The 25,476-nt window shown below is 59.0% G+C and carries 25 protein-coding genes; 17 read left to right on the forward strand and 8 right to left on the reverse strand.

Annotation, left to right across the window (positions count from 1 at the left end; genetic code table 11):
* Positions 1-1,081: 1,081 nt before the first annotated feature.
* From CK500_RS14335 to CK500_RS14395, 13 genes are all read left to right on the forward strand, one after another.
* Complete coding sequence (locus CK500_RS14335; protein WP_095637991.1) at positions 1,082-1,567, forward strand: HNH endonuclease signature motif containing protein; 486 nt, start codon at positions 1,082-1,084, stop codon at positions 1,565-1,567.
* Positions 1,564-2,181, forward strand: coding sequence for a DUF6166 domain-containing protein (locus CK500_RS14340; protein WP_095637915.1), 618 nt, complete (start codon positions 1,564-1,566; stop codon positions 2,179-2,181). Before CK500_RS14335 ends, CK500_RS14340 begins: the two co-directional genes overlap by 4 nt.
* Positions 2,181-2,312 carry a hypothetical protein gene (locus tag CK500_RS17750; protein WP_008458061.1) on the forward strand — a complete coding sequence of 44 codons (132 nt, stop codon included), beginning with the start codon at positions 2,181-2,183 and terminating at the stop codon, positions 2,310-2,312. The genes CK500_RS14340 and CK500_RS17750 overlap by 1 nt, the downstream gene beginning before the upstream one ends.
* Positions 2,309-2,974, forward strand: a complete 666-nt coding sequence (locus CK500_RS14345; RefSeq protein ID WP_074879699.1) for a hypothetical protein — start codon at positions 2,309-2,311, stop codon at positions 2,972-2,974. Before CK500_RS17750 ends, CK500_RS14345 begins: the two co-directional genes overlap by 4 nt.
* Positions 2,971-3,507: a hypothetical protein gene (locus CK500_RS14350; RefSeq protein ID WP_233139201.1), complete on the forward strand. Its 537-nt coding sequence runs from the start codon at positions 2,971-2,973 to the stop codon at positions 3,505-3,507. The genes CK500_RS14345 and CK500_RS14350 overlap by 4 nt, the downstream gene beginning before the upstream one ends.
* Before the next feature lie 373 nt (positions 3,508-3,880).
* Positions 3,881-4,705, forward strand: coding sequence for a homing endonuclease associated repeat-containing protein (locus CK500_RS17230; RefSeq protein WP_158224046.1), 825 nt, complete (start codon positions 3,881-3,883; stop codon positions 4,703-4,705).
* A gap of 324 nt (positions 4,706-5,029) precedes the next feature.
* Complete coding sequence (locus CK500_RS14365; protein ID WP_095637993.1) at positions 5,030-6,187, forward strand: hypothetical protein; 1,158 nt, start codon at positions 5,030-5,032, stop codon at positions 6,185-6,187.
* A 97-nt stretch (positions 6,188-6,284) separates the two neighbouring features.
* Positions 6,285-6,596 (forward strand): hypothetical protein, encoded by a 312-nt coding sequence (locus tag CK500_RS14370; protein WP_095637918.1) that lies wholly within the window; start codon positions 6,285-6,287, stop codon positions 6,594-6,596.
* 140 nt (positions 6,597-6,736) lie between these two features.
* Positions 6,737-6,958 (forward strand): hypothetical protein, encoded by a 222-nt coding sequence (locus CK500_RS14375; protein ID WP_054584772.1) that lies wholly within the window; start codon positions 6,737-6,739, stop codon positions 6,956-6,958.
* Positions 6,959-7,172: 214 nt separating this feature from the next.
* Entirely contained in the window at positions 7,173-8,843 is a 1,671-nt protein-coding gene (locus CK500_RS14380) for a sensor histidine kinase (RefSeq protein ID WP_198951576.1), read from the forward strand.
* Between the two features lie 182 nt (positions 8,844-9,025).
* Positions 9,026-10,243, forward strand: coding sequence for a homing endonuclease associated repeat-containing protein (locus tag CK500_RS16920; protein ID WP_144049562.1), 1,218 nt, complete (start codon positions 9,026-9,028; stop codon positions 10,241-10,243).
* 141 nt (positions 10,244-10,384) lie between these two features.
* The gene (locus CK500_RS14390) at positions 10,385-10,732 is read left to right on the forward strand and encodes a hypothetical protein (RefSeq protein ID WP_095637920.1); all 348 of its coding nucleotides are present in this window, start codon (positions 10,385-10,387) and stop codon (positions 10,730-10,732) included.
* Between the two features lie 87 nt (positions 10,733-10,819).
* Positions 10,820-11,746 (forward strand): ArdC-like ssDNA-binding domain-containing protein, encoded by a 927-nt coding sequence (locus CK500_RS14395; protein ID WP_095637995.1) that lies wholly within the window; start codon positions 10,820-10,822, stop codon positions 11,744-11,746.
* Positions 11,747-11,880: 134 nt separating this feature from the next.
* Here the strand turns inward: CK500_RS14395 and CK500_RS14400 are convergent, their stop codons facing one another.
* A complete protein-coding gene (locus CK500_RS14400; RefSeq protein ID WP_049967109.1) occupies positions 11,881-12,639 on the reverse strand; it encodes a potassium channel family protein in 759 nt (252 codons plus the stop codon).
* 163 nt (positions 12,640-12,802) lie between these two features.
* Here CK500_RS14400 and CK500_RS14405 point away from each other — a divergent pair, with 163 nt between their 5' ends.
* On the forward strand, positions 12,803-13,618 hold the full coding sequence (locus tag CK500_RS14405) for a hypothetical protein (protein ID WP_095637996.1): 816 nt from the start codon (positions 12,803-12,805) through the stop codon (positions 13,616-13,618).
* An 11-nt stretch (positions 13,619-13,629) separates the two neighbouring features.
* Here the strand turns inward: CK500_RS14405 and CK500_RS14410 are convergent, their stop codons facing one another.
* On the reverse strand, positions 13,630-14,433 hold the full coding sequence (locus CK500_RS14410; RefSeq protein ID WP_095637921.1) for a DUF6036 family nucleotidyltransferase: 804 nt from the start codon (positions 14,431-14,433) through the stop codon (positions 13,630-13,632).
* Positions 14,430-15,356: a helix-turn-helix transcriptional regulator gene (locus CK500_RS14415; protein ID WP_095637922.1), complete on the reverse strand. Its 927-nt coding sequence runs from the start codon at positions 15,354-15,356 to the stop codon at positions 14,430-14,432. The genes CK500_RS14410 and CK500_RS14415 overlap by 4 nt, the downstream gene beginning before the upstream one ends.
* A 137-nt stretch (positions 15,357-15,493) precedes the next feature.
* Here CK500_RS14415 and CK500_RS14420 point away from each other — a divergent pair, with 137 nt between their 5' ends.
* Both CK500_RS14420 and orc4 read left to right on the forward strand, forming a co-directional pair.
* Complete coding sequence (locus CK500_RS14420) at positions 15,494-15,817, forward strand: hypothetical protein (RefSeq protein WP_092893735.1); 324 nt, start codon at positions 15,494-15,496, stop codon at positions 15,815-15,817.
* A gap of 630 nt (positions 15,818-16,447) precedes the next feature.
* On the forward strand, positions 16,448-17,680 hold the full coding sequence (gene orc4, locus CK500_RS14425; protein WP_049908454.1) for a DNA replication protein Orc4: 1,233 nt from the start codon (positions 16,448-16,450) through the stop codon (positions 17,678-17,680).
* Between the two features lie 139 nt (positions 17,681-17,819).
* Here the strand turns inward: orc4 and CK500_RS14430 are convergent, their stop codons facing one another.
* The 4 genes from CK500_RS14430 to CK500_RS14445 form a co-directional block, all read right to left on the reverse strand.
* Complete coding sequence (locus CK500_RS14430; protein WP_198951583.1) at positions 17,820-19,988, reverse strand: type B DNA-directed DNA polymerase; 2,169 nt, start codon at positions 19,986-19,988, stop codon at positions 17,820-17,822.
* A 2-nt stretch (positions 19,989-19,990) separates the two neighbouring features.
* Positions 19,991-20,296: a hypothetical protein gene (locus tag CK500_RS14435; RefSeq protein ID WP_095637924.1), complete on the reverse strand. Its 306-nt coding sequence runs from the start codon at positions 20,294-20,296 to the stop codon at positions 19,991-19,993.
* Positions 20,297-20,298: 2 nt separating this feature from the next.
* Positions 20,299-21,138 (reverse strand): hypothetical protein, encoded by an 840-nt coding sequence (locus tag CK500_RS14440; RefSeq protein WP_095637997.1) that lies wholly within the window; start codon positions 21,136-21,138, stop codon positions 20,299-20,301.
* A gap of 384 nt (positions 21,139-21,522) precedes the next feature.
* Positions 21,523-23,436, reverse strand: coding sequence for a DUF262 domain-containing protein (locus tag CK500_RS14445; protein ID WP_095637925.1), 1,914 nt, complete (start codon positions 23,434-23,436; stop codon positions 21,523-21,525).
* A 301-nt stretch (positions 23,437-23,737) separates the two neighbouring features.
* Between CK500_RS14445 and CK500_RS14450 the strand changes: the two genes are divergently transcribed.
* On the forward strand, positions 23,738-24,424 hold the full coding sequence (locus tag CK500_RS14450; RefSeq protein ID WP_095637926.1) for an SOS response-associated peptidase: 687 nt from the start codon (positions 23,738-23,740) through the stop codon (positions 24,422-24,424).
* Positions 24,425-24,442: 18 nt separating this feature from the next.
* On the opposite strand, the gene CK500_RS14455 is transcribed toward CK500_RS14450, so the two are convergent.
* The gene (locus CK500_RS14455) at positions 24,443-25,471 is read right to left on the reverse strand and encodes a Cdc6/Cdc18 family protein (RefSeq protein WP_095637927.1); all 1,029 of its coding nucleotides are present in this window, start codon (positions 25,469-25,471) and stop codon (positions 24,443-24,445) included.
* Positions 25,472-25,476: the final 5 nt, after the last annotated feature.

The raw sequence follows: 25,476 nt of genomic DNA on the forward strand, positions 1-25,476 counted from the left end.
CCTGTTTGTTGAACCCCAGAGAGGGGTGCGGGGGTCACCGAACCGCCCGCGAGCAACGATGAACGGGAATGTACCTGTAGCAAGTTCGGAATCGGTTCCAGTCGCATCGCCCGGTCAGTCTCACCGAGACGCAGTCGAGTACGTCGGCTTCCGCGTCGACGGCCAAGCCGTCGTGCTGAACCTCTCGGAGCATCGGCGACTCTCCCTCGAGCGCAGTCTGGACCTCGTCAACCACAGCCAGAGAGGCCGATCAAAACGACTGACGTGAGACGGGATTCTAAAATAGTTCCCCGCTGGACCGGGTGATCGGTAAGTATAGAAGTGCGCTGCGACAGTCCAAGACCTGATTTGCCCAATATCTGTCAGAAGGGGGCGGCTGATATATAGCGTGAATCGGTCACGTCATTACCGCTGAAACTGCTGGAAGGAATCGCTAAATACAGAACACCAGTCTATCGAAGTCGGGTACTGACGGCAGACTGCTCCAACCGACGCCCGTTGACCCGGCACGGTGAGGCCCGCTACCGCGTTCGGCGGGATTATTCTTGGAAATCCTCCCACTTTTCCCTGAATCGAAGGCCCTCCTTAACCAGATCGTCGTCACCGTCGTATTCAACGATGTTGCGCTGTTCCAATTCTTGGAGGGAACGGTGACGGAGGTGAAGGCGGAGTTTTGCAACCTTCTCGGTCGCTGACGGTGGACTGCTTTGGAACCAGGTTGTTAGGAACATCACGTAATGGTACGTGTTGACAACGGATTAAACCGGCAGTAATCATCGCTTTCCTAACTGAAGGAAAACTACTATACTCAGTTAGTCCGCATACCTACCCAACGGCTGTTTCGTCGATGATAGGTAGAAACAAATGGCGACCAACTGCTGCATACAACCTCTGAATTCAGCACGACTCGCAGAACTATTCTACGAACTGATAGAAATCCCGTAGTACGTTGGTAGGTCATCGAGCTGTTTCCCGCTTCCTGTAGGCTATTTATCGGTCTGGAATTCAAATGCGATTCCGGTCGGTAGTGTTTGTTGCCCCCGAGAGGGGTGCGGGGGAATTCACTCCCCATAACCGAGCCATGACCGACTCACAGTACCCCTGGCGAGACGAATCGCACCTCTATGAACTCTACTGGGAACAGAAGTTTAGCACTGTAGAGATCGCGGACAAACTGGGCTGTACACAACAGACGGTCTCGAAGTGGATGCAGAAGTTCGACATTCCTCGTCGAGACGCACGCGAGGCGGCCCCGAACCGGCGACGGCATCCCGCCGTGTTCACCGACCGTGGCTACATCATCTGCGCCTCGAACTATCGTGGAACCACAGATTCCGTCGGGATTCACCGGCTCGTAATGGTCGCAGAGCGCGGGTTCGACGATGTCGCAGACAAGCACGTTCATCACAAGAATGGCGTCCGGTGGGACAACAGGCCGGAGAATCTCGAACTCCTCAGTCGGACCGAACACGCCGAACGACACGGCTTCGGGTCCGAGATTAAACCAACAGACCACGAGTGGGACGTGTCCGATCGCGAGCGGGACGAACGGGGGCGATTCAAATGACGACGGCGTATGTCGGCCGACATCGACGAGGAGAGCTCGTTGTCACTCGCCGTCCCGAGGACACAGAACTCACCCCCGACCGCAGTCTCAAGCTCGTCAACCACAGTCCGAGGGGCTTCGAGGTCGGGTATCGAGGTAGCGGGCCCGCCCAGCTCGCGTGCGCGCTCCTCCTCGACTACTACGACGATGAACAGGTCGCCCGTGAGCACTACATCGCGTTCCGGAATCAGGTGGTCTCACAACTGGAGTGCGACGGTGCCGCGGCGTGCTGGCACCTCACCGGCGAGGAGATCGACACCGCGATGGCGACCCTTACCGACGACGTCGTCGCGCTCGCGGACGGCGGACGGCCGTCACCGACGCTCCCCGAGAACTGGCGAGCCGTCTCTCGCCCGGACCGGCGGGTCTTCCAGCGCGCTGATCGCGACCACTACATCGTACTCGGGGATGGAAGCGACGAGTGGCTGGTCGTGCTCTGCAGCCAGGGCGACCGTGCATATCCTGCTCCGCTCGCGCATCGGACGGTTGTTGAGGAGGCCGACGTGGAACGGGTAATCCAAGAACTCGCCGAAGAGAGCAACGACCTCATCGAACCCCCGGAGGGGGAGCACTGATGGAGACGCTTCGACTGGCGCGAGCCACCCATCAGCTCCTCGAACGTGGTGTCGAGGCGCTCGAGAAAATCGGGCGTGAACTGGAGCGATACAACGACCGACAGGAGCGCACCGACGACACCGACTCGTGACCGAAACTCACTCTCTAGACCAAATACGGAGTACCGGCTTCCAGTATACGCCTACCCCCGAGGGGTGCTCGTGTCCCATCCATCGGGAGGGGCAGCCGGTCACGGCGCCGCTCGGTTTGCGGTTCGCAGAGCGCGTCCATATCGAATCGATCCCGCGCCATGTCGCCGGCGCGATCTACGAAGCACATCACTCCTATATGGACGATGTCCCCCGGACGAATCTCGTCCATCACGGACTCTGTTACCAGGACCAGCTACTAGGTGCGATTACGTGGCGCTATCCGCTGATTCGCTCGCTGGAGTACGACGGGACGCGATTCGAGGGCGACGAAATCGTTGAGGCAGCACGGATTTGCATCGGCGTCGATTTCCCCAATCTCGCCTCTGCCGCCCTCGCCCGGTCGATGGAACGATTCGTGCGTCGGCACGGTCGGCGACGAGGCGTTCGGCTCCTGCTGACGTTCGTGCGAGCCGACTTCGACGGCTCGATGATCAAAGCGCTCAGAGACAAGGGCTGGCACTGTGCCGGTAAAACGGACCCCGGCCAAGCGGGAAATCGCCCCGATAAGCAGATCCGAGAGCAGCCAAAGTGGCGGTTTCTCTGCGAAGTTCCAGCTGAGTCCGACCGAGAACAGGCCTCACTCGGGAGGTGGTCCCCGTGAATGCCAGTCTCGATGAATTCGTAGCGGAGGCTGATTCGGACAGCCGGACAGATGACGACCCATCGGTCGTCGACCAGCTGTTGAAACCGGTATCGCCGTCGCTCGGACTACGGCTCGTCCCGGGCAGGGGTGACCCAATATACCTCCAAAACAGGGGGACCGAACGCTACCTGTTCCGAGATGACCACGAGCGATGGTTCATCCTCCAGCCCTCAGCCAAGAAATCGGTCGACGACTTCGTTCGCTGGGTGTATCTCCCCGAGGACAAGCCAACCGAGATCGCCCGAACAGCGATGGGGCAACGGACGGTTCTCGGCTACAGGTACGTTACGCGGAGCGAGGCCCCCGAGCCGGTGGCGACGACGGTGACAGCGATGTTCGTCAGCGAGCCGTGGCCCGATGCCACCTACGAGTGTGGATCCTGTAGTAGAGAGTTCGACTCACCGCATAGTCACGCTCGGCATTGCTGGGAAGCACACCCCTGGGTTCCAAATCCTGAGCAGGTCCGGGTACGGAGAGACGAATCTGAGTAGTTCCGACATCTGATCCGAGCCGTGGACTGGATCTGGATTAACCAACACTCCCCGCCATTCAGAGACGGGCGTTGGTTAACGTGGTGTTGTTTTTGCGCCCGGGAGAGGGGCGCAGGGCGCGAGACGATGCAGTCGCACGTCGACGAGGATTCCTGAAGTGAGGTGACTGAGATGAAAGATCCAGAGTCCAGAACCATCTTCGCTGGCGTCGATGGACGTACCGACACCGAACTACCCGAGTGGTACCGAGAGCGTCACGGGAATGCAGACCCCGTGACCTTCGCTGAGGCGGTTCGTGATCTTCCGCAGTCGCTCAGCGGGTCGAGAGTTTATAACCCATTACGGGGGAACCGCGGAGGGAGGTGACGGAGCTTTGACCGACCATATCTGTGACTACTGTGGCGAGGCATTTGCGACCTCCAACGAGTTGGGTGGCCACGTAACCGCTGTCCATCGTCGCGACCAGATCGTAACGGACGCAGACGTAATTCTCGACGATATTCGGCGTGTCGCAGGCAAATTAGGAAAACCGCCGACAGCAAAGGAGATGAGCGAGCACGGAGAATACTCCCAGCGCGTCTGCCAGAACAAATTCGGGAGTTGGAACGAGGCGCTTCGTGAGGCTGGCTACGCTCCAAATCGGAAATTCCGACTCACCGATACGGACCTGTTGGATGAGATTGACCGCCTTGCGGAGCAACTCGGTCGCCCGCCATCGAGCGGGGAGATGGATCGGATTGGGGAGTATCACAGATGGACGTATGACCACCGGTTTGGCGGGTGGGAAGAGGCACTCACCGAAGCCGGCTTCTCACAACCACGGTCCTATCAAGAACGTTCAAAGATCCCGTACGGGCCAAATTGGCCGGAGCAACGGCGGCAAGCATTGGAACGTGATGACTTCCAGTGCCAGACGCCGTGGTGTGAGATGACTCAAGCGGATCATCAAGAGCAGGTTGGGAAGGACATCTCTGTCCACCACTTGGTTCCGCGGAAGTTCTTTGTCGGCCCCGACGGGCAGTTTGACCACGAACAGGCGAATCGAGTCTCGAATCTCGTGACGGTTTGTTCGAAGCATCATCTCATCTGGGAAGCCGTCGCCCCGCAGCGATTGGATACAATTGTCGATGCCACACAACCACCAGAGCGAGGTGGGCCGGACGGTGTTGCTCTCGCCCTACGAGGGGATGAGGGGTAACCCCCTCGTGATTCAAATGCGAGAGACGGACGAGTCTATCCCGACGCCCAATACAGACGGTCTCACGAACAGAGAACGGCTCCGGTGGCACCTCACTAGTGCCCTCGCAAGCGCCGAGTCGCCGGAAACGAAAACCCACCTCCGAGGAGCCCTTGCTACGTATCGGAATCTTCCGCCGTCACCACTCGTCGAGTGTCCGCTCTGTGGAAAAGTCGGGCTTCCAGAGCGAATCCAAGCTCACGAGTGTCGACAGTCGTAGCGTCGTTTTTTGCGCCTCAATGGGTGGAGGCGCAGATCAGAACGTTCGCGCCTTCGGAGGATGCTATGAAAGACCCAGAGGAAGCTACGGTCTTCACAGGCCTCGATGGGCGAACCGAGACTGAACTACCCGAGTGGTACGCCGAGCAACACGGAGGTTCCGAACCAATCAGTTTCAGTAAGGCGATTCGAAACCTCCCACAGGCTGTCGATACAGCGGTCGCATATCGCAACCCGTACAGCGATGAGTGGGTCGAAACGGAGCGGTTCAACGCAATCGTCGAGCCCTCGCGGTTACAAGCAGAAGCGGATGGGGACACCGAGGTGGAGTCGCTATTTCACATCCCGACTGACTCGTACTCGATCATCAACCCGGTCGACGTCTACGGGCCGCTGGAGGAGGTCCTCCGCGAGGAAACCATCGACGGGACGCCGCTGGGCGAGGTGATGTTCGGCGAGATCCGGCGCTACCGGGGCGGCGGCGAGGTCCATATGGACATCATGTTCGATGGCCTCGAGGTGCGTCTTCCCGGTCGGTCGGACCCGATCACGATGGGCGTCACGTCGGGCTACGACTTCTTCGGCGAGCACGCCGTCTACGTGGAGGGGTTCGCCCAGGACGGCTACTGCTCGAACACGATGCGCTCGCTCACCGACAAGGAGGTCATCAAACACGTCGGCGACGTGCGGAACTTCCGGACCTGGTGGGAGGAACTCCTCGCACAGGTCGAACTCGTCGCCGACGACCTCTTCGGGTTCATCCGAGATGCTCAGGACATCGACCTCGACTTCTCGGAGCTCCCGTTCACCGTCACGGAGTTCTACACCCTGCTGGGCTTCCCGGACTACCTGGCCAAGCGTGCCGCCGGCGATGCAGAAGCCAATACGGCGTCCCCCTTCGAGATCGATATGTGGACGCTGCATTCCGGCGCGACGTACGCCCTCACCCACTTCTTCCAAGGGAAAGAGGGGGCATCCCTCGATCAGTACGTCCGCATCGCCAACGACATTCTGTTCAACCCGGAAGGCACGATCGAGCGCGTCGAGCAGGCCTACGAGCAGCAGCTAGAGGCGGACGGGGACGACGGGTCACAGGCCTCACTGGCCGGCGAACGAGCGCTGGCGAGCATCGAACGGGTCAGCGACGACCTGCAGGAGAAAGTCGAGCAGTTCGAAGAACGCGAGGACGCGCTGCGCGAGCGGTTCCAAGAGGCGATGGGCTAAGAGCAGTCGGAGAGAAGATTCGCCAGGCGTGCTTCCGCTCTAGCGGCTGGAATCCACTGCTGGCAGTATTAAGTGGGTAGGGGCGTACCCAGAGACCATGTCTATTGATCATCATCCGACTCTCGACGCGCGAGAGCCACAGCAAGGGGATATAGAGACCTTTGAAGAGTTGGAGCCTGGTGACTCGGTCAAATTCTTTGAATGGCCCGTCGAGCCGTTGACGGTGATCGGCTGGGAAGAAGGCGATAATGTCGGGAAGCGAGTACGAGTTGAAGCAGAAGGCGGCGAGTCGTTTCTCTACCAGGTAGACGGCCACCTCTGGCATTACGTCCCTGAGGACGAGTTCGCCGGCGAGAATAACCCATACCCTGTTCAGAACCTCGTTTTGCTCGAATCCTCGGAAGCCTGACTGGGCTTCGAGACAGCACGAATCCTGTCGTGGCGGGCCTCTATTTTGATGGTCCCATTCGCAGAGGCTGCACCTTCCCAAGATCTACTGCTTCAATTCTCTGCTGTTGCTCGTGCCCTCGATAGGCGGAGGCATCCGTTATGGGTACTTCTACAGACGACTCAGAGGCGTCAGACGAATTTCCGCCTGAAAAGCGGCTTGAAGCACCGAACACGCGCCTGATCAAGGCAGGGATCGCGACGATTCCGGATATGGAAACCCTCCAGGAGTGCGTTGCCTACGAGAACGCCCACCAGAATCGAACGCAAATTCTGCGCCGGCTCAAGTGGAAGGCCGAAGAGCTACGTGAGGACGAAGAGTAAGTTCTGTTCTTAACCAACACATTCCGCGTGGGTTTCCCTATTGTTGGTTAATCCGCTGTACCAGTACTGTTGGAGCCTTATGAGTTGGACGCCAACTCTGGGAATCGACCGAGAGAAGGAATGCCTAGTGGCCGGAAGAAGCCCGATATCCCCCTGAATGAGGGCTGTTCCAAACCGTTATTTAATATCCCGAGAACAACCCTTTACCTGGATAATGAATCCCCTCCTTCTAGGTCACGTCGTAATTTTCGCACTATCTGCGATTGCCTGTGTGGCGACTATTCCACAAGCACGGAAGATACAGCATCCGGAGACACGTGAAGGACTGATCGTCTTCCTCGGTTCCGTTGCTCTGTGGTCTGGAGGGTACATTGGCTATCTTCTCGCACCGACACGTGCCGGGAAACTTGCTTTCTATATATTTGGCTTCATCTTTGCGTTCGTCGCCGTTGGGGCCTGGCTCTACTTTTGTGCTGCATATACCAGTCGGCCACCTCGACACGCCCCATTCCGAAACCTCATTCTCGGGACGTTTCTCTTTTTCACCGCTCTCAAAGTCACGAATCCACTCCACAATCTCTACTTTACGACGGAATGGGTCACAGAACCATTCCCGCACCTCATGATCCATCACGAACTGCTCTACTGGATCGTCTTGGGGTTATCATATGCCGCCATCGCTGTCGGATTCTTCGTACTGATGGAGCGGTTCCATCATACTGGGAGTGACAGCCGTCCGCTCGTCGTGCTCGTTGGACTCTCAGGCCTCCCAGCTGTTGCAACGATTATTGGCGGCCAGGTCGACTGGCTGCTCCCATTAATGTATGAGCCGCCTGGCGTCGCCCTCTTCGCCGTTGGAACGCTCTTCTTCTACAGACAACGGTTTGAGGCAATCCGATTAACCGGGGAGTCAGAGAAACCCGCAATCTTCCTCGACCAAGAAACCCGGATTCAGGATTACAATCAAGCGGCTCGCAAACTGTTTCCAACCCTTGAGGATTCCTTTGGCGAGCCGCTTGAGGCTGTGAATACCGCACTCGCAGATCATCTCACCAAACAAGATATCCTGACAATTACGCAGGAAGGTGAAACACGGTATTATGACGTGTCGAGCACGCCATTCTTAGCAGGTGAGGTAACGACCGGCCAATTAGTGACGGTTACCGACGTAACTGAACGCGAGTCATATCGACAGCGACTCGAAGAGAAAACCGAACAACTCGAGGCCTTAAATCGCGTGGTTCGACACGACATCCGGAACGATATGACCGTGATTCTCGGATGGGCCGAGATCCTCAAAGACCATATCGATGAAGATGGGGAAGACGCTCTGGACCGAGTGTTACAGAAGTCCCGGCACGTAATTCAGTTCACAGAGGTCGCACGTGAGTTCGTTGAATCACTCTCAGAAGAAGGAACAGCTGAATTAGAAGAAATCCAGCTTCAGCCACTTCTTGACGCTGAGCTCGCTGCAGTACGTGATTCGTTCCCGAACGCGCAGTTTCACGTATCGGGTGAACTCTGCGACGTGTCGGTACAGGCAAACGAGATGCTTTCTTCGGTTTTCCGGAATATCCTCGAGAATGCGGTCCGACACAACGACAAAGAGACCCCTGAGATCACCGTCTCCTGTGAAGAGAACTCAGAGACTGTCCGGTACCGGATTGCAGATAATGGACCTGGCATTCCTGACCAACAGAAAGAACAAATCTTCGGGAAAGGGGAGAAAGGATTGGACAGTCCAGGATCGGGGATTGGTCTATATCTCGTCCATCTCCTGACGGACCAATTCGGTGGTGACGTGTGGATCGAGGACAACGACCCAACTGGTTCAGTCTTCGTCGTCGAACTGCCTATCCATAAACCGTCGAATAAGACGTCTTAGTACTGAATTTCAGGATATCCTAGTCGGCGAGACGTCGCTTCCAAAAAGTGGGGGTGGCTGCCATACGACTCGCGAGGATCGCCCCTTGAGTCGCCGTTCCGATCAATATCCGGAATGAGTGAGTGCGGACATTCAAATACCGAGTCGGGACCAAACTGAGTGACTCAATCCCCTCAGAAATCATGGGCAAGAAGCTGTACTCAGACGATGAACTCCTCAATCGGCTCCAGAAGTTCGCTGAGGAACTCGGTCGTCCCCCATCGCAGAGTGAGATGGACGATTCAGGACCTCATGCTTCGAAGACGTACGGGAATCGGTTCGAGTCCTGGAATAACGCACTCGTGGCTGCCGGACTTCAAACCGGAACGAATGATCCAGACGGACGACCATCGACGTCCGAAAAGGACCTCCTTACTGATCTCAAATCGGTTGCCGACATCGTGGGAGGAACCCCGTCAGAGCGTGAATACAGTGCTCACGGAAAGTATTCGGTGAAGACATACTGCAAGCGATTTGGAGGGTGGAATGCAGCACTACGGGCGGCCGATTTTGAGCCGAACGTTGAAATGAACCTCTCCGAAGAGAGACTCATTACTGCCTTACAGGGGTTCGCTGAGAAACTGGGTCGACCGCCCACAACAGATGAAATGGACCGGAGTGGCCCCTACACCTCGGATTCGTACAAGCGAGCGTTTGGAACCTGGAATCGTGCTCTTCGACAGGCTGAGTTGGAAGTCCACTCCGTATGGGATGTGAGCGAGGAGGATCTGATATCCGAACTCAACCGTCTCGCCGAAGAGCTAGGCCATGTCCCTCGGAAGGATGAAATGCGAAACCAAGGGAAATGGAGTGCAGCAGTCTATCAGGAGCGATTCGGTTCGTGGAATGAAGCTCTCCGAGCTGCCGGCTTCGAGCCGAATGAGCGGTGGGGAATCCCACGGGAGGAGTTATTAGCCGAACTGCGGGCTGTTGCGAATGAGCTCGGCCACCCACCGACAACGACGGAAATGAACGAACACGGGAAGTTTACCATCGATCCGTATCAGCGTGAATTCGGAACGTGGCGAACGGCCCTTCAAGCGGCCGACCCGGACTATCTAGAAAACTACCGTCAGTCAGATACTGAGATAGTTCCGTTTGGCTCGAACTGGCCACAGATTCGTGAGGAGATCATCACCCGTGACAACGAGTCCTGCCTGCGCTGCGGTATGGGCCGTGAAGCTCACCGCGAGAAATTCGGTCGTGATCTCCCGGTTCACCACCGGATTCCTCGACGCCGGTTCTACAACGACCCAGACCAGTCGGTCGACGATGCAGATGTACCGAGTAACCTGCTGACTCTCTGTATCCCGTGCCATCGCCGACTCGAACGGCTGCCAGTCCAACCAGTAGTTGACTAACAAGCGAAGTCCCACGTTCAGCACAAAGGTATCTGCCGGCGAACAGAGCGTCTACCTCCCGCCGACGTGACTTCGCGACCTGTTTTTCGTGCCCTCAGAGAGGGCGAGGGCTCCTTCGAAAGCTCTCAGAGGTGACTTCCAGTGAGTCAACAACAGAGTCCCGACAACGTCTCGGTCGACGATATTCCCGTCGATATCGACAACACGCAATCAGCAGAGGTCGATTCCGCCGACGTGCCCGACGAAATCGAATCCATCACCCGTGGGCTCGCCGGTGAGCAGCCGCCGACGAATCCTATAGTGGTTCTCAAGGCGGCCCGGTGGTGGTACATCCACGGCAAGGGCGGCACGGATCCCGCCTTCCAGTGGGCCATCGAGTGGGCGCGTCATCTTGCGACCGACACGCCCAGTGACGTCGAGCGGTTCGACGAGTTCCTCGAGTACCTCGTCACGGTCGGCTTTGCAGACGAACGCCACGAGCTCCGCTGACCGACAGAGCGGTTTTTTGAACGCCCCTGAGGGGTGCGGCGCGGTCTGAGCAGACGCAGTTGCCGTTAATTCGATTCGGTGATCACGATGTCTACGACCAGTGATTCGTCGGTCTCCTTCGACCAGACCGACACGCGATCCGACGAGATGAACAGTACGATCGAACAGTGGATCGACGACCTCGTCGCCGGCGTCGACGACGCGCAGGCCAGCGACGAGTTCCAGGAGTGGCTGGACGTCCAGAGTCGCTTCCACGACTACTCCTACCGGAACACGCTCCTCATCAAGCGGCAGTGTCCCGAGGCGAGCCGGGTGGCGGGCTACCGGACGTGGCAGGAGGAGTTCGACCGCCACGTCAAGGAGGGTGAGTCGGCCATCTGGATCTGGGCGCCGATCATCACCAAGCAGTGCCCGGAGTGCGAGAATTCGCCGAGCTATCACGAGGATAGCGACTGTGACTACGATGAGACGTCGCCCGAGGAGTGGTCCGAGGGCCTGGTCGGGTTCAAGCCCGCGCCGGTGTTCGATGTCTCCCAGACCGAGGGCGAGCCGCTTCCCGACCTCGACACGGAAGCGACCGGCGACGCCGGTGACCTCGTCGAACAGCTAACTGCCGCCGCTGATGAGCTCGGCGTGACGGTGCGGATCGTTCCAGCCGAGGAGTGGACCCACGGCGAGGCGAAGGGCATCTGCGAGCAGCTGAGCCTCGTCGACGTTCAGCCGCTCGTCGAGGTGCGTAATCGGGAGAACGAGGCCGACCTCGCGCGAACGCTGATTCACGAGTACGCTCACGCTCTGCTCCACTTCGACGTCGACGACGACACCGAGCGGTCGAAACGCGAAGTCGAGGCCGAAGCCGTCGCGTACGTCGTCGGGCGCTACTGCGGGCTCGACACCAGTGGGTCAGCGTTCTACCTCGCAGCCTGGGAGTTGGACGACCCCGAGGTCGTTCGCGAGCGGCTTGGACGGATCAGTTCCACAGCAGAAGAGCTCATCGACCTCCTCGAGGAATGACTCCCTCGTCCATTCGGTTAACCAACAGAAGGATGCGTGGTTTTGTATTGTTGGTTAATCCAAATGTGATGTCGCCGTTCTTTCAGTCAATTGTACGTCCTGATCAGGAGGTCAAAATCGGGGTGTGGTTCCTATTATTGTTCAATGAGTTGTTTTTGCTCTTCAAGCGTTTCCTCGTGGTCTTCAACAGCATCTTCCCGAGCCTCAGCATCACCACTGAGCCGGTCTGACAATTCTTTGAGACGGTCTTGTTTCCCATAGAGGACGAGCGTGTCGTCCGGTTTCGTCTCCGTATCTGGTTGTGGCGCACCAATATATGAATCATCACGACGGATGCCGAGTATCAACACCCCTTCGCGTGGTAAATCCAGCTCCGAAATCGACTCCCCTGCCAGCCAATCACCCGCGCTGATTTCCACCTCCACCACACGATATTCGCGTTGCAGTCCGAGTAACTGGGCGTAATCCGAGATCTCCAACTCTGTCGTCTCACTCAGCGCCCACTCAATTAGCGGCGTCACGAGGCGGTTGAACCACCGACTTCGTGCGAACAGAATGATCACACCGGCGCCACCGAGTATATACAGCAAGTTCAACAGGTCGTCGCCACCAGTTCGCGTGAACGAAAGGATAAGTGACGAAATCGCACCGAGCAGTCCAATACTGCCGAGCCGAATGAGCGCCTTCACGGTTTTACGGCGGCCGACGGTGGTGATAGCCTGTTCTGCCTCTTCGGTCGTATATCCGGCTCCAGAGAACGCAGACGTGGCTTGGAAGGAGGCCACATCTGGTGAAAGGCCCGTCATCTCCAGTGCAATCGAGCCGGTACGCACAATCAACAACGACAGCGCGAAGATGATCAGTAGTGACAGTATCGAGTACGTGGCAACCATACCTAGTGTAGCGTCCCCATATCTGTAAATAGCACCGCCTACGCGAACACTGCATTCACCGTGTCTATCAACAGTCATTCTGAGTGAAAGCCAGTCCATCAGCTACTGGGAGTTTTTCTGCGCCCTCGGAGGGACGGAGGCGCATTCAGACCTCCGTCGAATGATGACTGAACCCAATCTCACGACGGTCCTCGAGGAAGCCGAGCACGTTGCCAAGCAACACGACCAAGTCGCTCGAACCACAGACAACCAAGCCCACGAGTACCTCCGATACGCCGTTCTTCGGGTGCTCGAAGGCGAGTCGGACCACCTCCCAGCAGACTGGACGCCGATCGACGGCGTGACCGTCGGCTACGGGAGCGACGACGCGATGTACGACAGCTGGGGCTCCAGCGAAGACTGGTGGGAGACCGTCCCGCCGCAGGAGGCGTGTACCCGCTTCCGGGTGTTCTTCCCGGACGACCACCAGACGGTTCCCCGTGACATCGTCGACGTGATGGCCGCGTTGGGTGCCTGGCGCGTCTGGACTGGGTGCGCAGCCGCGTGCGGCTCCTACGACCATCGCGAGCGCCGCGAAGTCCACTACCTGTGGCCGGAAGGCCATCCGGTGGAGGAAGTGCTCCACGAGCGGCTCAGTGGCCCTGCGGAAGCCGTCGCTCCCGACGGTGGCCGAACGGGCGACGTTCGCGACCGACTGGTCGTCGACGAGAACGCACAGTCGAAGGACGATCTTGAGCCCCGCACGAAGCGTGCCGTCGCCGAAGCGATGGACGTCTCGCTCCTCTCGAAGGGTGGCCGCTACGAGGTGCAGTCCGCGTCCGGCAACAGGTACGAAGTCGACGTCGTCGACGAATCGTGTACCTGTCCCGACTGGCAGCGACGTTCACCCGAAGGCGGCTGCAAGCATCTGCGTCGCGTCGATCACGAGATCAAACGGGGCCGCGTTCCCCGACCGGACGGCCGCCTTCCCTCCCCGTAGTCGTGACCAGACTACTCCACGGGACGGACTGTGTCGCCATCCTGACGGACACGGTCGAAGGTTGAGAGATACGCGATCCGGTCGTGAACCTCGTCGGCATCCAGCTCCAGTTCGGCGGCCAGTTCGTCGACGGTCATCGGTTCATCGAGTGCCTGGAGGACTTCGAGCCCCCGGTAGTACCTATTCGTGAGCTCCTGGACGCGGCCCTCGATCGGCGTGGTCACCCCGTACCGCTCCTCGAGTTCGACCAGGGCCTCATTCGCGAACGTAGCAAACTGATCGTCCCCCAGGCGTTCGATTTGGGCTTCGAGTTCTTTTCGGACGACGTCGTAATCGAGGCCGGCCTGCACGAGCATATTCATGTCCTCGATGTCGTCGTCGCGGCCGGCGATTGCCTTGAACAGGAAGATATCCTCGTTGCTGACCAGCCGAACCGTCAGTCGATCTGTGTCGAGGAACGGCTCGCTGCGCTCTTGCATCCCGTCGGTGAGCACGAGCTTGTTCGCGACCTGCTGGTTGAAGATGTCGAGGCGACACCCATCGTCGTTCTCGACGCAGCTCGTCGCGCCAAGCGCCCGGTAATCTGGATCCAGCGACTGGACCTCCGCATACCCGAGGTCCATCAGGACGGCCCACAGCTGACCGTATGCGTCGCCATCCGGGACGACCAGGTCGATGTCTTTCGTCGCCCCCTTGAGGTCGCGCAGCGACATCGCGCCACCACCGATCAGGTAGACCGTGAGCGGTTCAGATAACCCGTCCCCGATTCGCTGGAATTCGTTCTCGATGTACTCACGTCCGAATGTTGGTCTCATTGTGGTAGATCCACCTCGTAGTCAGCCGCTAGCTCCTGGAACTCGTCCCACTCCGGGAGCCGGTCGTCGTCGACCTCGCCGTGCGTCTCGAGATAGCGCAGCAAGGCGTCGATTTCGTCTTCGAGGCCATACTTCGCCGCCTGCTCTCGGAGGTCCGCCTCGTCGACGTCGACGTGGCTGAGCAGGAGGAGACAGTACGAGCGGTGGCGGCTGCCGTCGTCGATGAGCAGCGTGTGACAGCAAAGCTCCGCCGGCGAGATTGCATCGAGGTCCTCGGAGTAGAGGTAGTAGCGATGGCCGGTGAGCAGGAACTGGAGGTCGAAGGCCGCGAACCGAGCGAGGCCGGTTTCGTGGAACCCCTCCGCGTCGATCTCCGTCTCAGCCTGGGCGAGGAATTCGTCGTAGTCCTCCCAGAGAATCGTGCCCTTCGGGGCGACGGCTTCGAGGCGTTGGCGATGCAGATGGTGTGCGAGTTCACGGGCGAACTCGTGGAGGCGGTCGAAGTCGGCGTTGAACTCGTAGTGGCCGTCGGCCGTCCCGACGAGCCCACGGTCGCGAAACCGCTTGAGGACCCGGTTGACCGTGTTGCGGTAGTTGTCGCTCCGGTCGGCGATCTCGGAGACGGTTCGCGGCTGGTCGAGGTAGTACAGCACCTCGAGTGTCTTCCCGGTCAGCAGCTCGGGGAAGTCGATGTGGGAGTGCTGGCGGACGAGGTCCTGGTAGAGCTCGACGGCACGAGCGTCTGACGGGATGACTCGTTTTCGGCGGCCGTCGCGTTCCGTGTAGACGAGTCCCTTCTCGACGAGGTCGGCGACGGCACGTGAGAGGTAACTCTCGCTGTGGTCGAGCTTCGTCGCGAGTTCGGAGATCGTGTCGCCACGGTCGACCGTGGCGAGGACATCGAGTTCGATGCGCCGGAGCACGGTGTAACATAGTACGAAACTTGTATATAAAGAAGTTTCGAGTAGTGTTACAGTCAGCAGGCACGAGAGCCGTCTCCATCGTCTTAACCAACAAAACTATGATTCGTGGGCCGTGTTGGTTAACACGAGAGTAGCCGATGTCCTACGAACCCCCGACCCCACCAGCGAACCTCCCGACGGAGATCGTCAACACGCTCAACGAGTCGGACCCGGAGCAGCTCCGAGACGTTGCGACGTACGCTGAAGCGCTCGCCGAGCACAAGGAACGAGAGGCCCGTCTCGAGGAGTCGGCAGATCAAGAAGAGGTCGAAGAGCGACCGGACGATCTCCCGGACGACGTCCCTGCCAAAGCGACGATCACGATCAAGGAAATCAACGACAATCGCTACTACTACTGGCAGTGGCGGGAGGGAGAGAAGATTCGTTCTCAGTACAAGGGTCCGGTCAACCCGGACGAGTAAAACTCGATGATGGAGGACACCCACCCCACGTTTCCGTCGTAACTGGATGTTGGTGGAGGGGGTGGCGCTGATTTCGAAGGGACCACACCCCCCGCGTTTCCGTCGTTTCTCCACGACGGCATAGGGAGAGGCTACGATAGCGCTATGCAGCCACTAATTCTGTTGACCTAGAACCAATCTAGAGAAGAACTAACTTCTCCAACACATAGATTAAAGTAGTATAGCTGAGAAACGCTCATTAAGTGTACTTCAACCAAGGAGGGGGCGAAGTACTTCGCCCCCTCAGATGAAACGATCCTTTCCAGCTGCTTCTGTAGGCGGCCAGTATTGGACGGCTAGGCCGCTCTCGTCTTTGGTATCCCGTCGTGGATGTCTTCTTCGAGTCCCCTCCCCACCTGTTCGGTGATTACGACGGAAACGTGGGGTGTGTGGGTTCGGGATTCGACAACAACGCGCCGCTTCCGTCTATGGGTTTCCTCTCTCACGTCGGAAACGCGGTTATATTGTCAGCAATCCAATTCCCCCGAATGACGGCATTTTCCGGCTGATATCGGACAAGGAACGTCGGAAACGTGGGGTGGCGTTCTCCACTAGATTTATACTCCCCCCGCTCACACCGTGTGATATTCAATGACGCCCGACTCTTCACCCAGTTCTGTCGACGATCCACTCTTTGAATCCGGGCATCGCATCTTCGCGAACAAGGATCTCCTGAAAATCGGCCACGTGCCGGAGGCTGACCGGATCGTCGGTCGCGACGAGGAAATCTCGAAGCTCGCGAAACGTCTCAACGGTGCTGTCCACGGGTACTCCCCAGAAAACGTGATGATCTACGGGAAAACGGGGACTGGTAAATCTCTCGTTTCGAAACACGTCTGCCAACGAGCTCAGAATGCCGCTCAGGATGGCGTCGAGATTGGAACCGCGTATATCGACTGTGCTGAAGACAACACGGAGACTCAAGCAATCTCCTCACTGGCCGCGAAGCTGAACGATGAATCTTCGACTGGAATCTCCGTCCCCCATACCGGCCTCAGTACGTCGAAATACTACAAACTCCTCTGGAAGACGCTCGACGCTCAATTCGATTCTGTGATCATCATCCTCGACGAGATCGATCTGATGAACGACGACAGCGTGCTGATGAAGCTCTCGCGCGCTGAGGAGGCGGGAAAAATCGACTGTAGCGTCGGTGTCATCGCGATCAGCAACAAGATCCAGTACGTCGACAACGTGAACGAGCGCGTGAAAAGCAGCTTCCAGCACAAGGAGCTGTTCTTCAAGCCATACGACGCCAACCAGTTACGGGAGATTATGTTCAACCGTGAGGACGCCTTCCAGGACGGCGTCCTTTCCGAGGACGTGATTCCGCTCTCGGCGGCCTTCGCCGCGCAGGAGCACGGTGACGCTCGGAAGGCGATCGACATTCTTCGCCACGCCGGGGAGGTCGCCTACGAGGCCGGAGCAGAGCAGGTGACGGAGGAACACGTCCGCCAGGCACAGCAGCACGCCGAAAAGGACCGGTTCAGAGAACTCGTGAACGGCGCACCCACGCAGGCGAAGGCGGCGTTGCTGGCGCTCACGGAGCTGAGTGTCAACAGCAACGACGATGCGTTCCTCACGAGTCGGGTGTACGACCAGTACGAACGCATCTGCAACCATCTCGATATGGATATCCTCTCCGTCCGCCGGTTCCGCGACATCCTGAAAGAGCAAGCCTTCCTCGGGGTTGTCGAAATCGAGAAGATCAACAAGGGGAGTGCGGGCGGCATCCACCTCCAGAACCGACTCATCGAAGATCCCCAGGTCGTCCGCGAAACGATCCTCGAGGACAGCCGGATGCAGGATTGGACTCGCGAGTAGTGACCCCCTACTACTGAGTGGGTGCGGACGACGGAAATCCGGGGTGGGGCGTGAGGAAACGACGGAAACGAGGGGGGTCGAAAATTACGTCGGAAACGTGGGGTTGGATCGAAACGACGGAAACCAGGGGTGGGGTCCACTACGACAGTTCGTTGGAGGCTCCGAACGAGGTCAAAACGGCGTCCCTCTCACCGGAGAGCTCTCGGCGAATATCGGTTCGGTCCCACCCGAGCGGTGAAAGCACGCTCTCGACTGCTCTGACCAGCTGCGTCTCGTAGTACGAGGCGTCGTAGGTCCCGATCGCTTCGTGGGCGAGGGCGACCCGGTCTCGCGAGGATTTCTCGTCGTCGACGACCACGTACTCGATATCCTGGCCCGGGTGGACTGCCAGGTCCTGCTCGCGGGCCCGTTTCAAGGCGGCCACGTTCTGGGTATTCTGTGAGTAGCCTTCCAGGGGCTTGGAGACACGGTTCCGCTCAACGAGCCGCTCTACTTCTACGTTGCCCGCCTGTAGTTCGCCGATTGCTCGTTCGAGCCGTCGGAGTACCGCGTCCGGTGACCGCGTGGCATCGAGCTGGTCGAGACAGTCCCGCTGGACGTCCTCGATGAACGGCGGGGTCGAGCGCTGCCGGGCTTCGATGCCTCTGACCTTGAAGTCGTCGTCGCCGGCGACCTTTCCGAAGTACTTCGTTAGCGCGCCGGCGTCGCTCTCGCGCTGCGGGACGAACGCCACCCAGTCGTAGTGGGCCTCGTGTTCGAGCCGAATCTCGACGCGTTCCGTAATCTCCGTCGCAAGCGTCCCGAGGTCCTCGCGGTCCTCGTCGTCGACGTCAGGGTCCGGCGTCACCCAGATGGAGTCGACGATGCCGTGGACGACCCGCCAGCCGCCAGCTTCCAGCCGCTGTTTCGCCGTCAGCAGAATCTCGCGAGCGAACGCGTTGATTGCTTCGTGGCACTCGATGCGGCCGAACTTCGCGTTGCTGAACCCTTGATAGCCGAAGCAGGCGACGAGGATCCACTTCAGCGCACCCGACCGTCCCTCGAGTTCCGCCAGCCGGTCCTCGTCGGGGTTGTCCCGTTCCTTCTCGTGACGGATGGCCGCCTTAATCTCGTCGCGCGCGTCGATGATCGGCTGCAGCACGTCGACGAGGTAGCCCCGGTCGTCGCAGATCGAGTACCCGAGGCCGGGGATGTCGTCGCGGTCGCTGTGGCACTCACACCGGATGACGTCCGGCGAGACGTTCCGGGTACAGATGATGTTCGGGTACAACGAGGAGAAGTCGAGTTCATGGACGTTCTCGTGAAGCCCGACCTTGGGTGCGAAGATGAAGCCGCCACGGTCGGCGTCGTGGAGCGTCCCCATCGGCTTGTAGAACTCGTGACGCCAGGAGTTCCATGGCACGAGGACGTCGCGGTCGTGGGCCTCGCAGATCTGGATCGCCGTGAGCACGTTCCCGATCGACGCCCACGCAAGTTCCTGGACGGGCTTCTTTGAGCGCGACACGAGGTCGAGAACGCCGTCGAGGTTCGTCTCTCCGTAGAAGAACGTGTTCGACTCGTCGATAATCGCCCGGCCGGGCACGTTGTACCGCGCCGGCGAGTGGCCGACGCGGCCGTAGCTCGAGTACGTCGACCGGCTCGCGAGCTGCTGGTAGTCGACGTCCGGCCACCGACTCAGCGAGAAGCCGTCGACGCCGGCGTCCGTCGCCATCTCGTACAGGGTCGGGACGATCTCGCTGGTTGAGCAGACCAGGACGTCCGGATCGTGCGCTTCGAGTGCCCCTTGGACGGCGGTCAGGATATCCGTCGGCGAGCCGGTGACGGTGTCGCCGGCGACGGACAGTTCCTCGTAGACGTCGTTGCTCGTTTCGGTCACCGGAACACTGAGTCGGAGCGTCGACAGCTCGTTCGCCGGCGTCGGATCGGCGCCGGTCTCCAGACAGTACCGAAACTCTCTCGAAAAGTCCACGTTGAAACAGGCGAGATCCCCGACTGGATAGTCCGACAGTTGACGCGCCTGCCGGGCGAGTGGAGTGACGCGATCGATGTGGGCAACGTCGACTGCGAGAACGGCCTCCTCGTCGCGTCGAAAGCCGGGGCGTCGCGCAACCAGTTCGGTCGCGACAACATCCGGGTGCTGGTCGTACACCGATTGGAGCGTCGTGAGGTCGATGTCGGACGCTGGGTCGCGAGCGGCGACGTAGAAGCGTGGGGTGTAGTCATCGCGCTCGGTCGCGACGGCGCCGTCGGCGGTTGCCTCCCACTCCAGGACGCGGCCGTCGTCCAGAAAGTCGATACTGAACGGCATCGTCACGGGTTCGAGTCCGGTGGGGCACTCTCCTGGTCATCGCGTGCTGCGACCGCGGCTTCGAGTTCCTCGAGGCGCTCTTCGTGATCGTCGAGGCGCCCCTCCTGTTCAAGATCGATGCTGAGCAGCGCCGACAGCAGCGGGTTTTGGTGGTTCAACAGCCCGCTCGCGTCGGCGTGCTCGCGGGCGTACTCGAACAGCCGGTCGAAGCGCGGCTGGTCGCGACGCCGCAGTGCCTGGCGGAACTCCGCCCACCGCTCTTCGATGGCCCGGAGCGCATCCCGGTACGTCGGGTTTGTGCGCCCCATCGCTATCGGCCTCCTGTCCCGGTCGCGGTCCACGCATCGAGCAAGGGGTCCGCAGTGGCCGCCACCGTCTCACCGTCAGCGATGACGCCCGTTCCGACGCCCTCCGGGGTCGGCGTCGACGGCGCCGGCGTCGTCGGTTCCACGCCGACCTGCGTGGCGCGTGCCGCGAGCAGCTGCCGCCAGTACGCGAACGTCGTCTGGTAGTACGCGCCGTCGTCGACGGGATAGACGAGCGTCTCGAAGTCTTCGCCGACGACCCGTGGCCCCATCCGCGTCTGCTCGCACTCCAGGTGGTGGTCGGCGACCGTCGCGACTGGCTCGGTGAATTCGTTTCGTTCGTTTCGCGTAACGAGCACCGGGATGTCGTACCCATCGGCGTAGGTCGCCAACCGGGCGAGAGTTCGAGCCTGAAGGGTTCTCGCGTGGGTCTCGCCGAGGGTATCGTCGGCGCGGTACTGGACGTCGACGGCCGGCGCGACGATGAGGGCAGGTGTGTGGGGCGACGTGTCCTCGTCACGACTCGGTTCCCCTCGACCGGCCGTCCCGGCGTCAGTGGTGGACATCTGGATCGACTTGTTCACTGCCGTCGGGAGATTACAGACGGCGCCGTAGTGCTGGTAGGCGGTAAATCCGCGTGCCACGTGGATTCGGTTGAGCAACCGTTGACTGGGCGCGATCTGAGCGAGTGTCGTCGTCGTCGCGTGACCATTTGCGTCGACCCAGAAGGCGGGCCCGTCGTGCAGAAGGAGATGGTCGAGTACGAGCGACTGCAGGATTGGGACGCCGCGGCCTCCCTCGACGTCGAGCAGCGTGATGCCGTCGCCGAGTGACGGCAACAACATCCCGTCCGTAGCCGGATCGGCCTGGTCAGCGAGGGACCGATTGCGGTCGGCTCCCCGTGTCGGCTGGTCCACCGTTAATCGGTTCGACGTTGAGTGTTCTCCCATACTCGACTAAAGGGCCACATTCCCGATAAGCCGCGGCGTGTCGCTTCCGCATTTCAGGGAATCGATCAGAATACAACGAGTGGCGTCGTTGTTTGCGTGTTTTCGTGTTAGGATGAACACTTCCGAGAACAATTTCGATATGAGGCGCCTCCTCCGTTAACCAACAATTGGATGCATGCGCCCTCTATCTGTTGGTTAATACGTAAGGAGCTCAGTAGGCCGGTATCTCAGTTTGATTTCTGTAGAACTCTAAGGAAACTGCGACTTGCAGTTCTCTCTTTACTTCACGTATTTGTCTATCAAGTAGTCGGTAATCTGCTCTTCGCGAGCCCGAATAAACGCCTGTGCGTTCTCCGGAGTCGGCTCGATATCGGGATACTGATTGACACGTTGGATACGCTCAGCCTCGGCGTTGCCGAGGTCGTCCAACCAGTCGTGGGGCCACTGGTCGCTTTTGATCTCTTCGTTCATCTCGTGTGGCAACAGCTGTAGATTCCCGATTCGATTAAGATCAACAGTCTCGCCAATAGATTCAGATACGGATTCTGCCCTGCTTTTCGGGTAGATGTGGTCAACCGAGTAGTCGCCAATACTGGTGGACGTCGATTGTGTATATGATTCCTCAATGAGGCCGAGTACTGCCGTGACATCTGTGTCGGTAAATACAGGCTCTCCTGGGCTGCTCTCGTAACGAGCGTTGGCTACGACTCGACGGATATCTTCAGCAGATGGGCTGATGTTCTCCGATTCAAATAGCTCCTCGCCTGGGAAAACGATGGGTTCGTCGGGTTCTGGTTCCCACTCGCGAAGGTATCGCATCCAGTTGCGGCACTTGCCGTAGGTCAGAACTTGGTAGTACTTGTTCAGCAAGAGGGCTCTTGCGACGAACTGGAAAACACTCTCGCGATTCGCGTCGGAGACCTCAGCATCCGGATTCTGGTAATAGAACACGCCAAGTAGCGCGAAGATGGGCATCGTGTTCATAACCGAGCTCCGAATCCCGCTCTCGATTACTGTCTGGAACGCCTTCTCGAGCGATGTCCGAAACCACTCGAAGCGCCGTCCGGCGACGACGGGCTCATTATACAGCCACCGCTCGCGCATCTCGTCCATTCTTTCTTCGTCGATACTGCTAAGATTGCTGCGGAGGAGGTCTGTTCCGACTAAGTATGCTGTATACCGGAGAAACAGCTTCCGGTCGATTTCTTGCTCATACTCAGGGAATTTCTGTTTAAATTCGTCAATCCAATCTTGGATGACCTCCCTAGGATTGATTCGCTCGTCCTCCTCTTCGGCGTACGGCCAATAACTCATGAGCTTTGAGAGGAGGAGCTGGTAGGGCTTCGGATCAGAGCCCTCCATGTTCAGCCTAGTGAATATCTCGGGAATTTCGGATCTATCCTTGTTCGTACTGTCCGTTTCGAGATCGTCCTGTAGAACGTTGCTCGTAATGTCTCTCGCGACGGCCATCGAAATACTGCGCAGCTGGTAGCGGGTTTCGTTGTCCGCCCTCAATTCGGCGGTGTCCACGTATTCATCGACGACTTCGCTAAGTGTTCTTCCCTCAAGTACCGTGGAGTTCCCGGAGCCCCCGTCGTTGCCTCCGTTCCATAACTCCCCGACCGGCATCCACAGGTGTCGCGTGTCGCCGGTCATGGTATAGCCGGTCTCGTCCGTTCCTCCAAACTTTCCTGTCGATTTGAACTCAAATCCGTAGTCGCCTGCTGTATCGTCGCGATCGTACTCTGGGTGACCGAATAGGTCAACACACAGCCGCTGGCCTTCCCAGTACTGGAGCTCATCACTGGGCTTCCCCCGTCCGCCATTATATACTGTTATTCCCCCCTCGACACCGATATAGAGCGAGTTCAAGCGCTGCTGGCCGTCTATAATCAGAATCTCCGGTTCTTTGTCTTCAACCTCCTGATTGTAGAGGTCGTATTCCGCCAAAACTGGATCCGGTGGCCGATAGTCATCGGCAACATACATCCGTAGGAAATTATACGAGTTGTAGTCGCTGATATTGGCCGCTCGAACTCTCCATTCAGTTATGGCTCCGATTGGATAGTCTCGAATCAATGAATCGAACAGTTCCTCAATCTGCCTGGGATTCCAGACAAACTCCCGCTGGAGGCCGGGAAGAAAGATATGGTCGTTTATTTCAGACAAATAATCCGAGACCTGTCTGGACATGGTCACCAGAACGGAAGATGAGTATTTATACTCTGTCGTCGCCCATCGAATTCCGGGTGTATTCTCCCCCGGATCAACTCGAAGGCCTGGCTGAGAGGCTGAGTTACGGTGTGGGTGAGTTAGTCGCCGAATTTTGGGATCGTGCGTCCGGTTCCGTGAAGTTTCCAGAATCAGACTTGTCTAGTACTGCCTCCGTTAACCAACACTCTATGGATGACGGGGCGTATGTTGGTTAAGTACGTTGGTTCCACGAAGTTCCTGTGCGACCACGTTGAAGATGCTACCCTCCGAACTCATCGGTATGTGTGGCCGGAACTCGCTCTTCATCGACCAAGCAGACCTCGAGGCCCGCTTCGATGCCGAGGTCGTCGCGGACGGAGGCTATACACCCCGATACAACATCGCGCCTGGCGACGACCTCCACATCGTCACGAACGAGGCTCCAGACGAGATCGACGCCTACCACTGGGGACTGATTCCGTTCTGGGCGGATGAGCCCGAGGAGGGTATCATCAACGCTCGCTCCGAGACTGCCGACGAGAAACGCGTCTTCGAGCGGGCGTGGGAATCACGTCCCTGCCTCGTCCCCTCGTCAGGGTTCTACGAGTGGAAATCGCCAAACGGCGGGTCGAAACAGCCCTACCGGATTTTTCGCGAGGACGACTCCGCGTTCGCGATGGCCGGGCTCTGGGATGTCTGGGAGGGTGATGATGAGAGGATCTCGTGCGTCACGATTCTCACGACGGAGCCGAACGACCTGATGAACTCAATCCACGACCGGATGCCGGTCGTCCTCCCAAAGGACGCTGAGTCCGACTGGCTTGCCGCAGACCCGGACACCCGCAAGGAACTGTGCCAGCCATATCCGAACGACGACCTGGACGCTTACGAGATCTCGACGCGAGTCAACAACCCTGGCAACGACGATCCCCAGGTCATCGAGCCGCTGGACCACGAGCAATCGGACCTCGGCGAGTTCAGTTCTTGATAGCTGATGGGGTCACAGTCACTGCATCGGCGACGCCGCTGCCGAATCGACGAGCGAGTACTCTCGGTCTCGACTCGTCCCTTCCGCCTCGAGGAGGTTGTACTGCTCCATTTTCGAGAGGTACGTGCGGATAGTCCGCTTCGTCCGCGGATCATCGACGTCCTCGGTATAGCGCTCGTGAATTTCGCTCGGCCCGACCGGGCCGTGCTCGCGAACGACGTCGTAGACGACGCGCTGGTGCGGCGTGAGCGAGTCGAGGCTCTTCTGCTTGATTTGGGCCCGAGCATCCTCGGCGGCGTCCAGGAGAATGTCGTCGGTGATGCGCTCGTGGTTCTCGCGATCTGCCTTGCCGGCGGCTGTTCGGAGGATGCCGATTGCGAGGCGGGCGTCGCCGGCGGCCGCGTCGGCGATCCGGTAGAGCTGGTCGTCGGTGATGACGTCCTCATCGAGGCCCCACTTCGCCCGCGCACTCAGAATGTCGTACAGCTGCTCGTCGTGGTACTTGTCCATCCGGACGTGCTCGCTGGAGCGCAGTCGGCTCACGAGGCGGTCGTCGACGCGGCTGAACAGCTCCTCTTCCTTGTTCGCGATGCAGATGATCGCGAACTGCGGGAGGCTGTGGAGGTCGTAGATGACGCTGGGGTCTTCGAGCTGGTCGACCTCGTCGAGGATGACGACGGTTCGCGGGCCGTCATGCTGCTGGAGGCGATCGACGAGTTCGTCGTGGGGCGTCGACTGCCGGTGGATGTCGATGGTCGCGCCGAGGTCGTCGAGGATCTGGTAGAGCGTCCGAAATCGGGTGTAGTTACGCCAGCAGTTGACGTAGATGGCCTCGACGTCGAGGACCTCTTCTCGAAGTCGTTCCGTGACGAACTTCGAGATGCACGTCTTCCCGGTTCCGCTGGGTCCGGTGACGATAGCGGTGTCGGCGGGTTCTCCGTTCGTGATGGGCTCGAGAACGCTGGAGAGGTGGTTGACCTCGGCGTCGCGATGCTCAACTTCCCGAGGAACGAACCCCGCACGGAGAACGCGAGCATCGCGGATCATCTATA

The sequence above is a fragment of the Halorubrum salipaludis genome (assembly GCF_002286985.1).
GTDB classification, from domain to species: Archaea; Halobacteriota; Halobacteria; order Halobacteriales; family Haloferacaceae; genus Halorubrum; species Halorubrum salipaludis.